This is a genomic window from Aliivibrio salmonicida LFI1238 (assembly GCF_000196495.1).
Classification (GTDB): Bacteria; Pseudomonadota; Gammaproteobacteria; order Enterobacterales; family Vibrionaceae; genus Aliivibrio; species Aliivibrio salmonicida.
This window is the reverse complement of the sequence record NC_011312.1, coordinates 2,074,741-2,088,058: the sequence shown is the minus strand read 5'-3', so window position 1 is coordinate 2,088,058 and position 13,318 is coordinate 2,074,741. Positions and strand designations below refer to the sequence as shown.

Below are 13,318 nucleotides of genomic sequence, written 5' to 3'. Positions count from 1 at the left end.
AAAAATTATCGCGCTTAAGCCTGTCACAGGCTGAATTACTTTATATAGGAAACTTAGCTAGTTACCGCTAAACAAGAGACAGCATGAACATCAGTGCCTTTAAGCTCAGGTTTTGTTTGTGCACATATTTCCGTTGCTTGTGGGCAACGCGTTCTAAACACGCACCCTGATGGCGGATTGATTGGAGAAGGAAGATCCCCTTCTAGCATATCAATCACCTTTGCTCTTTCAAGTTTAGGATCTGGGATTGGTACCGCTGACATTAATGCTTTTGTGTACGGGTGTTTAGGATCGCTAAACAAAGCATCAGATTCACCTAACTCAACTTCGTTACCTAAATACATAACAAGTACGCGATCAGAAATGTGCTTAACCACAGAAAGGTCATGAGCAATAAAAACTAAGCTTAAACCTAATTCTTTTTGTAACTCTTTAAGTAAGTTAACAACTTGAGCTTGAATAGAAACATCAAGCGCCGATACTGGCTCATCACAGATGATCATTTTTGGTTTAAGTATCAAGGCTCGTGCAATTCCGATGCGCTGACATTGACCACCAGAGAATTCATGTGGATAACGGTTAATGACGTTTGGTAACAAACCAACCTTCATCATCATCTCTTTTACTCGATCCTTCACCTCTTCTTTCGTAAGTTTAGGATAAAACGTTTGCAGAGGTTCAGCAATGATATCACCAACAGTCATTCTAGGATTCAAAGACGCCAGCGGATCCTGGAAGATCATTTGAATCTCTTTTCGTTTTTGGCGTAAAGGCTCATCATCCAACTTCGTCAAATCTTGACCAAGCCAAAGAACTTCACCCTCGGTGGCTTCAACTAAACCGATAATCGCTCGAGCAAAAGTAGATTTACCACAACCAGATTCACCAACAACACCTAGAGTCTCACCTTCATACAAGCGAACATTCACCCCATCAACCGCTTTTAAGTTGGCTGGTTTTACCCATGGCCACACTGATTTAGATGCAATACTAAAATGAACTTTTAAGTTTTTGACTTCCAAAAGAAGTTTTTTATCTGCTGACATTACCACGCCCCCTGATCAGAAAAACAAGCACGTAAGCGACCATCACCAAATGGCAGAAGAATCGGCGCTTCTTGCTTACAACGGTCCATAACACGATGGCAGCGCTCTTGATAAGGGCAGCCAGTAGGTAAACGCAGTAAGTTCGGTGGATTACCAGGAATCGTTGGTAGTATATCGCCAACTTGATCTAAACGAGGGATCGCTTTTAGCAAACCTTCCGCATATGGATGACTTGGTTCGTAAAATATTTCATTAACGGTACCGTACTCCATCGTGCGTCCAGCATACATCACTAATACTTTGTCACAAGAACCAGCAACAACACCTAAGTCATGAGTAATCATGATAATTGCCGTATTAAATTCGCTTTTCAACTCATTCAACAACTGCATGATTTGAGCTTGAATAGTTACATCCAAAGCCGTTGTTGGTTCATCTGCAATCAATAATTTTGGTCTGCATAATAAGGCCATTGCAATCATTACTCGTTGGCGCATACCGCCGGAGAACTCATGTGGGTACATCGTTATACGCTTACGAGCTTCAGGGATTTTAACCGCTTCTAACATTCGAACTGATTCTTCAAATGCCTCTGCTTTTCCCATGCCTTTGTGAAGCATTAATACTTCCATTAACTGAGCACTGACTTTCATGTAAGGATTTAATGATGTCATCGGGTCTTGGAAAATCATTGCCATTTGTTCTGCACGAATTTTATTCAATTCATGTTCTGGTAAATTTAAAACTTCTTTACCTTCAAATTTAGCACTGCCCGTAATAATACCGTTTTTTGCTAATAGACCCATTAATGCGAAAACAGTTTGAGATTTACCCGAACCAGATTCGCCAACAATGCCTAATGTCTCACCTTGCTCTAGTGAAAAATTTAAATCATTTACTGCGGTGACATTGCCATCTTGAGTTGTAAACTCGACACGCAGATCTTTTACATCTAATAAACTCATAATTCTTTCCTGCTTAAATCCGTTAAATAATTAGCTGTCCATACAGAGGATTATCTGTCTTTTGGATCCAGCGCATCACGTAAACCATCACCTACATAGTTAAAACAGAACAAGGTAACAACCATAAATAACGCAGGGAAAATGAGCTGCCAAATAGCCACTTCCATGGTTTGAGAGCCTTCTTGGAGTAAAGCCCCCCAACTCGTCATTGGCTCTTGCACCCCTAAGCCAAGGAAAGATAGGAATGATTCAGTTAAGATCATGCTTGGGATAAGTAACGTTGAATATACCGCAACAATACCCAGTACATTAGGCACGATATGACGAGTAATAATTCCCCACTTACTCACACCACAAACGTGTGCCGCTTCAATGAACTCTTTACTTCGTAAACTCAATGTTTGTCCACGAACTATACGTGCCATATCAAGCCAAGCAATGGCACCGATCGCAACAAAGATCAGGATAATATTTCGACCAAAAAACGTCACTAGTACAATAACTAAGAACATGAATGGAACCGCGTATAGGATCTCAATAAAACGCATCATAACTCGGTCGATTTTACCACCGACAAAACCAGAAGTTGCGCCATAAAGCGTACCGATAACTACCGCTACCAGTGCTCCTAAAATACCCACCATCAAGGAGATTCGACCACCAACCAAGGTACGTACAAAAAGGTCACGCCCTAAACTATCGGTGCCAAAAAGATGCGTAAGGCTTGGTGCTTCGTGCAATGCATACCAATCCGTATCATCATAAGCGTATTGACTAAACATCGGTAAAAAGACAACAGCAAGTGTCATTATAGTTAATACACATAAGCTGATCATCGCGGCTTTATTTCTCATAAAGCGTAAACGGGCATCCTGCCATAAACTACGACCTTCTATTTCTAGATTTTCAGAGAAACTCTCGATCGCTTCTAAATTTGCTTTTTTCGTTAACATGCGTCCGTTCCCCTATTAATAACGAATTTTCGGGTCAATTATTGCTAGCAATACATCAACGATGGCGTTGAAAAGAATGAATAGAAAACCAATCAAAATGGTGATCCCCATTACTAGTGAATAATCACGGTTAAACGCAGCATTCACAAACAATTTACCAATACCCGGTAAACCAAAAATGGTTTCAATAACTACCGAGCCTGTAATAATGCCCACAAATGCAGGTCCCATATAAGAAACAACCGGAAGTAATGCAGGCTTAAGTGCGTGCTTTAACACAATGTAACGGTAGCTTAATCCTTTCGCACGAGCGGTGCGGATAAAGTTACTGTTCAATGTTTCAATCATACTGCCGCGAGTAATACGAGCAAACGTCGCTATATATAAGAATGACATACCGAGAATAGGCAATAGCATGTATTTAAACGAGCCATCATGCCACCCACCAGCAGGGAACCAACCGAGTTCAATAGAGAATAAATAAATTAGTGCGGGGGCGAGTACAAAGGAAGGCATCACCACCCCAATCATCGCGGTGGACATAATACTGTAATCAAGCCAAGTATTTTGCTTCAATGCCGCTAAAGTACCAATTGAGACACCAAATACCACCGTAAAAATAAAAGCAAAAAAGCCGATCTTAGCCGATACAGGTAACGCTGCCTCAACCAGTTCGTTTACGGTGTAATCTTGATATTTAAATGATGGACCAAAATCGCCTTGAATAATATTTCCAAGGTAAGTCGTATATTGCTCAAAAACAGGTTTGTCTAAACCATATTTAGCATTGATGTTCGCCATGACTTCCGGAGGAAGTGGACGTTCTGTGGAAAATGGGTTGCCGGGAGCAAATCTCATTTAAAAAAATGAGATAGTGATCAATACCAACATTGTTGGAATGGCTTCAAGTATCCGTTTGATAATGAATTGAAACATAATTCATACTTCCAGTGTCTGTGACAAAAATAATTAAAAGGTGGATCTAACCACTACATACATGAACTGTATGCAGTGGCTTATACTTATAGTTTTTATTTGCTAAGTTTATTTAGCTTTTATGTATAGGTCTTTCGAGTAGATTTTTTCTTCCGCATTTTCAACAGGGAAGCCACCTACTTGTGGAGATAATAGACGAGATTTTACATACTGATAGATAGGAGCAATTGGCATATCTTTCGCCAATAGCTGTTCAGCTTGTAGGTAGATAGCTGTACGTTCTTCTTCTGATGTTGATGCTAATGCTTTTTCAATCAATGCATCATATTCAGCACTTCCGTAATGTTGACCACCCGTGGTGTTTTTACTCACCATTAATGTCAAGAAAGCAGACGCTTCATTATAATCGCCACACCATCCAGCACGCGCTACTTCAAATTGACCTTGGTCTTTTGAATCTAGGTACGTTTTCCATTCTTGATTTTCTAGTACCACTTCTAGTCCTAGTGTTTTTTTCCACATAGAACCCGCTGCAACCGCAATTTTCTTATGGTTTTCAGACGTGTTGTATAAAAGGGTAAATTTCAGTGGGTTTTCAGGACCAAATCCGGCTTCAACAAGTAAGCGTTTCGCTTCAGCATTACGCTCATCTTGAGTCATTTTACCGTAAGCTGGTAGCTCAGGATTAAAGCCAGCCGTGATCTCTGGTGTTAAGAAATACGCAGGTTTTTGGCCTTGACCTAAAATAATGTCAGATATAATTGGGCGGTCAATTGCGTAAGAAATCGCTTTACGAACTCGAACATCATCAAAGGGTGCTTTCTTCGTATTAAATGAATAATAGTAAGTACATAGACTACCCACTACCGACACTGATTCTGGTTCTTCTTTTTTCAAGCGCTTAAAGTGTTCAACTGGTAATTCATTAGTAAAGTCGAGTTCACCAGAAAGAAAACGGTTCATTTCCGACACTTGGTTTTCAATCGGTAAGAACGTCACTTTCGTTAATTTTGTATCGGCATTATCCCAATATTGCTCGTTACGAGTTAATTCTAAACGTTCGTTCACAACCCATTTATTTACAACAAATGCACCGTTACCAACGAAATTACCCGGCTTAGTCCACTGATCACCAAATTCTTCGATTGTGGCTTTATGAACAGGCATCATTGTTGTATGACCCATCATCATCACAAAATAAGGAACGGCAGTATCAAGTTGAACTTCTAATGTATTTGCATCAATCGCTTTAACACCTAGCTCACTTTTGTCTTTTTTACCTGCAACGATGTCTTTTGCGTTCGCCATCTTAGTATATTCCATATACCAAGAGTATGGAGAAGCGGTTGCTGGATCCACTGCACGTTGGAAGCTGTATACAAAATCATCCGCAGTGACAGGATCACCATTTGACCACTTAGCGTCTTTACGTAAATGGAAAGTGAATTTTTTATTATCGGTCGTTTCCCAACTCTCAGCAACGCCAGGAATGGTATTACCTGCCGCATCTTGATTAACAAGACCTTCAAGTAAATCACGAATAACGTGAGACTCAGGGACACCTTGAGATTTGTGGGGGTCAAGAGTGGCTACTTCTGTTCCATTACCACGAGTCAGTTCTTGAACGTCGGCATAAACAGAGTCAGTTGATACTGCTTTTTCAGCAGGTTTTGTTTCTTTTACTGGTTGCTCTGCGGTTTTATCTCCACAGCCAACAAGTGTTAGTGACAAGCCACCAAGCAAAATTGCTTGTGTAATTTTATTTTTATACATGCATTAACTCCAATACATTTTTTGCATCCATGACAATCTTCGGACAAAGCGATTTGCCAATCATTTTAATGTTCTAAAAAACGTTAAATACGTCTAAAAAACATAAAATCCTTCGAAGAATCGTGGGCAACATTATCAATCATCGAAGTAATTTGCCACATTTTTGTCACAAAATGCCCGATAATTTTTAATATCATCACAATTAGCAGAATAAAACTCCAATAAAGGAAGAGTAATTGATGGCTTAATATACAAAAACTAAATAAGCGAGCATTAATTATCTATTCAACTGTTTTTTAATGAAAAATTAGAGTTTAACTCCAATTAACCACACAAAAAGTAAACATATAGCCACATAAAAAAGAATAAAATTAGCTTTTATTAGCTTTAGTTCCTACGCGTATACCACTCTACATTTTATAAATCAATATTCAATATATAAAAATTCGCGTCACTATTAAGTTCACTCGACCTCATTTCATACAACTATCAATATTGTTTTAGTTTGCTGCAAAACTCAGAAAATCGAATTGAACTATCAAAAACTTCAGTAACACTGGGGGTAATGCTGATATTTACAGCAGATATTTATATCCATTTATGGATAATTTAATCAAGGATGTTACTTTATGTTTAAAACTAAACTTGGGTTTTGCACTGCGGCAATCACACTTGCCCTCTCCGCCCCTACGTATGCAGCCGTTCCTGGCCAAGCCATTATTTCTTGGATGGAAACGGATTTTTCAATCATCGATGTAGATCAAGCCGCCACTTCTTATAAAAATCTCGTTACCGTTAAAGAGTTTGCTGAAGTTCCTGTTACTTGGGATCGCTGGTCTGGTGAATCCGCTGAAACATGGAAAGTCTTATTGAATGGACAAATCGTCCATGAAGAATCTATTTCTGCTACTGCCTCTCAAAAAGCCTCTACTGTCCTTCAAGTCAGACAAGGCGGCCAATACTCAATGACAGTTCAGCTGTGTAACGGCACTGGTGCAGTAGAAGAATGTAGTACAAGTGCGCCAAAAGACATTGTTGTCGCTGATACTGATGGCAGTCATTTAGATCCATTACCAATGAATATCGATCCTGCAAATGGTAATTACACAACCCCTGAAGGTATGGTCTCTGGTGCTTACTTTGTTGAATGGGGCGTTTACGGTCGTAAATTTGCCGTAGACCAAATACCTGCACAAAATCTAACTCATATTCTTTATGGCTTTATTCCTATTTGTGGTCCTAATCCCTCTTTAGGTGAAATCGAAAACGGAAACAGTTTAGCGGCTCTAAACCGTGCGTGTGCTGGCACTCCTGATTATGAAGTTGTTATTCATGACCCATGGGCTGCGGTTCAAATGCCTCAGCCGCAATCAGGTCATGTACATAGCACGCCATATAAAGGAACCTATGGTCAAATGATGGCTCTTAAACAACGCTATCCTGATCTGAAAATTGTTCCATCAATTGGCGGTTGGACTTTATCTGACCCTTTCTATGACTTTGTTGATAAATCTAAACGTGACATTTTCGTTACTTCGGTTAAGAAATTTCTTAAAACATGGAAATTCTATGACGGCGTTGATATTGATTGGGAATTCCCAGGCGGTGATGGCGCAAGCTCGACCGGTGGTGACCCTGTAAATGATGGCCCAGCTTATGTTGCTTTAATGCAAGAGCTAAGAGCAATGCTTGATGAGTTAAGTGCGGAAACAGGAAAAACTTATGAACTAACCTCTGCGATTGGTGCTGGTTACGATAAAATTGAAGATGTTGACTATGCAGCAGCCTCTCAATACATGGACTACATTTTTGCCATGACTTATGATTTCTTCGGTGGCTGGAATAACGTCGTTGGACATCAAACTGCGGTTTACTGTGGCTCACATATGTCACAAGGTGAGTGTGATGGCACAGGGTTAGACGATAAAGGCGAACCTAGAAAAGGCCCAGCTTATACCATATCTAATGCTATCGATTTACTGCTAGCGCAGGGTGTTGATGCTAAGAAACTGGTTGTTGGTGCTGGTATGTATGCTCGTGGTTGGACTGGCGTGACACGTGAAAGCATGACTGATCCAACAAACCCAATGACAGGCGTTGGTAATGGTAAAGTTGCGGGTTCTTGGGAAGCTGGCGTTATTGATTACAAAGATGTCGTCACTAATTACGTAAATAAAGCAGGCGTAGAAGTAGGTTACGATGATGTCGCACAAGCAGCTTTTGCTTATGACCCAAGTAATGGCGATCTAATTACTTATGATAATAAACAATCTGTATTAGCAAAAGGGGAATACGTTCGCTCTTTAGGCTTAGGGGGGTTATTCGCATGGGAAATAGATGCTGATAACGGTGATATTCTTAATGCAATGCAAGAAGGCCTTGCTGGTGGAACGGTAACCCCTCCGGCGAATAAAAAACCAATTGCTAATGCTGGCGTCGATATTGCGGTAACCGCTCCAGCAACAGCTCAACTTGATGGTTCATTATCATCAGACAGTGATGGAACAATCACATCTTATGCTTGGACTCAAGTCTCTGGACCAGCTGTAGTGTTAAGTAATCAAAACACGGTTAATGCTAGTTTTGTAACTGATGGTTTTATTCAATCTGAAACTCTTCAATTCACCTTAACGGTAACGGATGATAAAGGCGCAACAGCTTCTGATTCAGTCTCTGTAGTCGTAACGGTTAAAGGAACTGATCCTGTTAATACCCCACCAGTAGCCGTGATTATTGCACCAAGCTCGGTTAATAAAGGGGATATAGTGACGCTAGACGCCTCTTCTTCGTAAGCGTGCGGGGAACTACACCTTGTCTTTTACATTCCAAGGTAAAAGTGAATCGATATCTGGCGATCCAACACATAAACGATCTAGACAATACCTAATATAATCGTAAGGGATTAATCCGTTTGCCTTTGCTGTTTCTACAATGCTGTAAAGCATTGCACTTGAATCTGCACCAGCCGTTGAACCCGAAAATAACCAGTTTTTCCGGCCGATAACAAACGGTTTAACCGCTCGCTCTGCTCGATTGTTATCAATAGATAACAATCCATCATCAATATAACGAACTAATTTATCCCATTGATTTAATGTATAGCTAATCGCCTCACCTAATTTTGTTTTAGGTGATACTCGACTAACTGCGCTATCAAGCCAATCACGGAGCTCTTTAAGTAAATCGCGGGCTTCTGTCTGCCTAGCAACATACTTGGCTTCAGGGGAAGCCTCTTTTAATAACGATTCGATCCGGTATAGCTTTTGGATTTTACTCAATACCCAATCTGCACTCCCTGTTTTCCCTTTTACTTGAACACGTTGAGCCTCAATAAATCGTCGACGTGCGTGTGCCCAACAGCCAACTAAAATCGCTTCAGTTTGTTCATAACCTTGGTAACCATCGGTATGTAAATACCCGTTATAACCTTTTAAAAAGTTAACTGGATGGTAGCCATGCCTGCTAGATTGATAATCATAAAATACAATTCCAGGCAAAACACCAGAGCCTGGAGAATCATAGCCAGAGCAGTAGACCCACATATAACATTTTGCTTTTTCAACATCCAACACATTTACCGTTGTTTCATCACAATGCAGAGTGGGTTGTTCAAGCAAAATACGATGTAACTCGTTATTAAGAGGGGTAAATAGTACCGAGCATTTTATTAACCAATCCGCCATCGTTCGCCGTCCAATAATGATACCCCATTGCTGAAATAACGTTTCTTGACGATAAAGTGGAAGACTGTATTGAAATTTAGCCGTAATAATTTGAGCAAGTAAACTTGCGGTCGCAATCCCTTTAGGGATTGGTGACGCTGGCATTGGGGCTTATTTAATGTCTACTGAAGTATTGTTTTTTTCACAATTTCGGCAAGCATATTTAGGACGAACATGTTGAATAACTTCCACTTTAGCTGGTACAAATTCCAACTTTTCACTGATGTCTTTACCCATCGCATGCATCTCTAGACCGCAACACTTACAAGTTTTATCTTTTATGTCGTGGATAATAACAGTACGCGGTAAGTCTTCAGGTAAGCGTTGGCGTTTTGGCTTTTGACGAGTGTAGGTAATCGTTTGTGTGTCATCATTTTCAATGATGATTTCTTCTTCTGTTTCATTGAATAAATCAAATTGAGTCGAGTCAGATTCACTGCTTTTACCAAAGCGCTGATGTTGAGCCAGTCGAAATTGCTCTAGAAGACGGTTATATTTATTTTCAAGCTGAAGCACAAGTGCTTTCAGCTCGTCAATGGTATCAGGAAGTGGTTTTATTTTATCAGTCATGTAGATGACTATATAACGATAATACAGGTAATCAATCGGTTGCCTCCTATTCTTGACTGAGAATCAACTATTTAAAGGGTTGTTTGATAATGTACCGGTTGATGTCCTAAGATATCAAAACCTTGTAATAGCAGTGTCAGTTGCTGCTCTGATAATGCTAACGTATCGTTATTTATATTTCGTGGCCATTTGAAGCGGTCTTCATCTAATCGCTTGTACCATAAAGCGAATCCTGTTTTATCCCAATACAATATTTTGAGTTTATCACGAGGCTTATTGCAAAATATAAATAGAGCATCACTAAACGGTGATAGTTGCATTTCTTGCTCAACAATCACGACAAGGCCATTAATGGCCTTGCGAAAATCGACAAAATCACGATGAAGATAAATGGTGGAAACATCAGTAAATACATTCATGATTGATACCCTTTTAATAAGAGTCCTATCCAGTGAGGTTCAGTATTAGCTGGCAATGTTAATCGCAATTTTCCGATAGAAAGTTGAATATCTGGTAATTGTGGAGTGGCGATGATAGTTGATGTTAACGCTTCTACTTTCAAGAAAGTAGAAGCGTTAATCTTTTGTTTCCATCGTGCTTTACGTGCACTAAATGTCTTTGGCAGAATATTATGGTTACGACAAAATTCAGCGGCACTAAGCTTGCTAGATTGCTGAGATTCAAATAGAGCGTGCCATTGCTCTGGTGTTCTCTTTTTATCTTTTTGCATAATTACGTTCTCGTTAAATGAAAGATCGTAAGATACGCATAATGAATTTTATTTGTTAGGTGTAGTTCCCCGCACGCTTACTCTTCTTCTACTGATGCTGATAGTGATCCTCTAACGTTTACGTGGGCTGTTCCATCAGGAATCGATGCTACGGTTACAGGGTCTACAATCACCTTTATTGCTGATTCTTATACGGTAGATACTCCACTATCATTCTCTGTCACAGCAAATGACGGACAAGCATCAAATACAACAACAGTAAGTGTTACTGTGCTAAAAGATGCAGGAGATCCGCCTGTAACTTGTGACAATGCATGGGATGCATCCGCTGTTTATAATGGTGGTGACCAAGTTTCTAACTCAGGTAAAGTATGGGAAGCGAAATGGTGGACTCAAGGTGATGATCCATCAACCTCTGGTGATTGGGGAGTATGGAAAGAAGTAGGTATCTCTACTTGTAACTAATACCAACTTATTATAACCAGTATAAAAAAGGCCAAGTTCATGACTTTGAATTTGGCCTTACTTTTTATCAATTAGAACTAAGTGTAATTACTTACCTAGTGCTTCTTTATAATGGCTTCGGCAAACGGATACATATAATTCATTACCACCAATAGCAACTTGATCACCATCAGCAATAGCAACACCATGCTCATCAGTACGAATAACCATGTTCGCTTTACGACCACAATGACAAATGGTTTTTAACTCAACCAATTTATCAGCCCATGATAATAAATATTTACTGCCTTCAAATAGCTCACCTAAAAAGTCAGTACGTAACCCATAACATAACGCTGGGATATGCAATTTATCGACGACTTCTGTTAATTGGTAAACTTGCTCTTTCGTCAAAAACTGGCATTCATCGATTAATACACAGTGTATTTTTTTTGCTTCATGCAGCGTTTTAATCGTTTCGAACATATCCATGTCTGTATGAAATAAATGCGCATCGGCATCTAGACCAATACGAGAGCTCACTTTTCCTACACCGTAACGATCATCAATAGCCGCAGTGAAAATCACAGGATTCATTCCGCGTTCTTGGTAATTAAAAGACGATTGAAGAAGTGTTGTTGATTTACCCGCATTCATTGCTGAGTAATAAAAGTACATTTGAGCCACAAATGTGTCCTCTATTAAAGTTTAAAAATTTGGTAATAAAAAGGCTGGAAAGACCAGCCCTTTACATAAAACGGTTTATATTATTTACGACGCCAAGTTGTTCCTTCTGGGCCATCTTCTAATACAATATTTAACGCTGTGATGGCATCACGAGCGGCATCGGCTGCTGACCAATCTTTTGCTGCACGAGCATCGTTACGCGCTTTGATCAATGCTTCTATTTCAGCAACTTCATTATCACTGCCGCTATCACCTTGTAAGAAAGCTTCTGGTTCTTGTGACAATAAACCTAATACCTCAGCCAATTCACGCATTAATGCACCAAGTTTCGATGCGGCTTCGATATTTTCGGTTTTTAAACGGTTTACTTCGCGTGCCATTTCAAACAACACTGAATAAGCTTCTGGTGTATTGAAATCATCATTCATTGCCGTAGAGAAACGAGTAACAAACGTTTCACCACCCGCAGGTGTCACCGTTAAATCAAGGCCACGTAACGAAGTATATAGACGCTCTAATGAAGAACGAGCTTGATTTAAATTTTCTTCGCTGTAGTTCAATTGACTACGGTAATGGCCAGACATTAAAAAGTAACGAACCGTTTCTGAATCGTAATGCGCTAATACGTCACGGATAGTAAAGAAGTTGCCTAATGACTTAGACATCTTTTCACGATCAATCATCACCATACCACTGTGCATCCAAGTATTTACGTACTTAGCGTCATGCGCACAACATGATTGAGCGATTTCATTCTCATGATGTGGGAACATAAGATCAGAACCCCCACCATGTATATCAAAATGATTACCTAGAATAGAAGAGTTCATTGCAGAACATTCAATGTGCCAACCTGGACGACCTGGACCCCAAGGAGATTCCCATGTTGGCTCACCTGGTTTAGACATTTTCCATAAAACAAAATCCATTCCACTGCGCTTAACACTTGTTTCTTCAAGAGTCACACGAGAGCCCGCTTGAAGCTGTTCAAGATCTTGACGAGAAAGACGACCATATTCATCAAATTTCTTTACTTCAAACATTACATCGCCATTTGAAGCAACGTATGCAAAACCACGTTCAATTAAGCGCTCAACTAATTCTACAATTTCCGTAATGTATTCAGTCGCTCGTGGTTCAACATCTGGACGTTTCATTTTCAAAGCATCAAAATCCGCATGCATTTCTGCAATCAAACGTTCAGTTAGTGCTTCACAGCTTTCGTTGTTTTCAGCAGCACGTTTAATGATTTTATCGTCAATATCAGTGATGTTACGAACAAATGTAAGATCGTAGCCTAAAAAACGTAAGTAACGAGAAATCACATCAAAAGATACAAAAGTACGACCATGGCCAATATGACACAAATCGTAAATCGTAACCCCACACACATACATACCGACTTTACCTTCGGTAATTGGTTTAAATTCTTCTTTTTGGCGTGTTAGGGAATTATATATTTTCAACATGTTCTTTTTTTACTCGTTATTTG

The 13,318-nt window shown here is 39.7% G+C and carries 9 protein-coding genes and 3 pseudogenes; 2 read left to right on the top strand and 10 right to left on the bottom strand.

Annotated features, from left to right (window positions below):
* Window positions 1-53: 53 nt before the first annotated feature.
* The 5 genes from oppF to VSAL_RS10235 all read right to left on the bottom strand — a co-directional run bounded on the left by oppF (window position 54) and on the right by VSAL_RS10235 (window position 5,673).
* Window positions 54-1,046, bottom strand: a complete 993-nt coding sequence (gene oppF, locus VSAL_RS10255) for a murein tripeptide/oligopeptide ABC transporter ATP binding protein OppF (protein WP_012550512.1) — start codon at window positions 1,044-1,046, stop codon at window positions 54-56.
* A complete protein-coding gene (gene oppD, locus VSAL_RS10250; protein ID WP_012550511.1) occupies window positions 1,046-2,011 on the bottom strand; it encodes an ABC transporter ATP-binding protein in 966 nt (321 codons plus the stop codon). Before oppD ends, oppF begins: the two co-directional genes overlap by 1 nt.
* A 50-nt stretch (window positions 2,012-2,061) precedes the next feature.
* Window positions 2,062-2,964, bottom strand: coding sequence for an oligopeptide ABC transporter permease OppC (oppC, locus tag VSAL_RS10245; RefSeq protein WP_012550510.1), 903 nt, complete (start codon window positions 2,962-2,964; stop codon window positions 2,062-2,064).
* 15 nt (window positions 2,965-2,979) lie between these two features.
* Window positions 2,980-3,822, bottom strand: a complete 843-nt coding sequence (gene oppB, locus VSAL_RS10240; protein WP_044583290.1) for an oligopeptide ABC transporter permease OppB — start codon at window positions 3,820-3,822, stop codon at window positions 2,980-2,982.
* Between the two features lie 186 nt (window positions 3,823-4,008).
* The gene (locus VSAL_RS10235) at window positions 4,009-5,673 is read right to left on the bottom strand and encodes an ABC transporter substrate-binding protein (RefSeq protein ID WP_012550509.1); all 1,665 of its coding nucleotides are present in this window, start codon (window positions 5,671-5,673) and stop codon (window positions 4,009-4,011) included.
* A 629-nt stretch (window positions 5,674-6,302) separates the two neighbouring features.
* Here VSAL_RS10235 and VSAL_RS10230 point away from each other — a divergent pair.
* Window positions 6,303-8,462 (top strand): annotated as a pseudogene (locus VSAL_RS10230) (glycosyl hydrolase family 18 protein); the annotation flags it as partial.
* Between the two features lie 15 nt (window positions 8,463-8,477).
* Here the strand turns inward: VSAL_RS10230 and VSAL_RS10225 are convergent.
* The 3 genes and pseudogenes from VSAL_RS10225 to tnpA form a co-directional block, all read right to left on the bottom strand.
* Window positions 8,478-9,965: pseudogene (locus VSAL_RS10225) on the bottom strand (IS66-like element ISVsa2 family transposase).
* A 71-nt stretch (window positions 9,966-10,036) separates the two neighbouring features.
* Window positions 10,037-10,384: an IS66 family insertion sequence element accessory protein TnpB gene (gene tnpB / locus VSAL_RS10220; protein ID WP_012548924.1), complete on the bottom strand. Its 348-nt coding sequence runs from the start codon at window positions 10,382-10,384 to the stop codon at window positions 10,037-10,039.
* Complete coding sequence (gene tnpA / locus VSAL_RS10215; RefSeq protein WP_012548925.1) at window positions 10,381-10,695, bottom strand: IS66 family insertion sequence element accessory protein TnpA; 315 nt, start codon at window positions 10,693-10,695, stop codon at window positions 10,381-10,383. Before tnpA ends, tnpB begins: the two co-directional genes overlap by 4 nt.
* Window positions 10,696-10,776: 81 nt before the next feature.
* Between tnpA and VSAL_RS22845 the strand changes: the two are divergent.
* Window positions 10,777-11,160, top strand: a pseudogene (locus VSAL_RS22845) (carbohydrate-binding protein); the annotation flags it as partial.
* A gap of 87 nt (window positions 11,161-11,247) precedes the next feature.
* Here the strand turns inward: VSAL_RS22845 and VSAL_RS10205 are convergent.
* Entirely contained in the window at window positions 11,248-11,826 is a 579-nt protein-coding gene (locus tag VSAL_RS10205; protein ID WP_012550508.1) for a thymidine kinase, read from the bottom strand.
* Window positions 11,827-11,906: 80 nt separating this feature from the next.
* A complete protein-coding gene (cysS, locus tag VSAL_RS10200) occupies window positions 11,907-13,295 on the bottom strand; it encodes a cysteine--tRNA ligase (RefSeq protein WP_012550507.1) in 1,389 nt (462 codons plus the stop codon).
* Window positions 13,296-13,318 lie beyond the last annotated feature (23 nt).

What these genes read in the sequence shown, in the direction of transcription:
- VSAL_RS10235 (WP_012550509.1), bottom strand. Translation starts at nt 5,673, where the DNA reads ATGTATAAAAATAAAATTACACAAGCAATTTTGCTTGGTGGCTTGTCA.
- oppC (WP_012550510.1), bottom strand. Translation starts at nt 2,964, where the DNA reads ATGTTAACGAAAAAAGCAAATTTAGAAGCGATCGAGAGTTTCTCTGAA.
- oppF (WP_012550512.1), bottom strand. Translation starts at nt 1,046, where the DNA reads ATGTCAGCAGATAAAAAACTTCTTTTGGAAGTCAAAAACTTAAAAGTT.
- oppD (WP_012550511.1), bottom strand. Translation starts at nt 2,011, where the DNA reads ATGAGTTTATTAGATGTAAAAGATCTGCGTGTCGAGTTTACAACTCAA.
- tnpA (WP_012548925.1), bottom strand. Translation starts at nt 10,695, where the DNA reads ATGCAAAAAGATAAAAAGAGAACACCAGAGCAATGGCACGCTCTATTT.
- oppB (WP_044583290.1), bottom strand. Translation starts at nt 3,822, where the DNA reads ATGAGATTTGCTCCCGGCAACCCATTTTCCACAGAACGTCCACTTCCT.
- cysS (WP_012550507.1), bottom strand. Translation starts at nt 13,295, where the DNA reads ATGTTGAAAATATATAATTCCCTAACACGCCAAAAAGAAGAATTTAAA.
- tnpB (WP_012548924.1), bottom strand. Translation starts at nt 10,384, where the DNA reads ATGAATGTATTTACTGATGTTTCCACCATTTATCTTCATCGTGATTTT.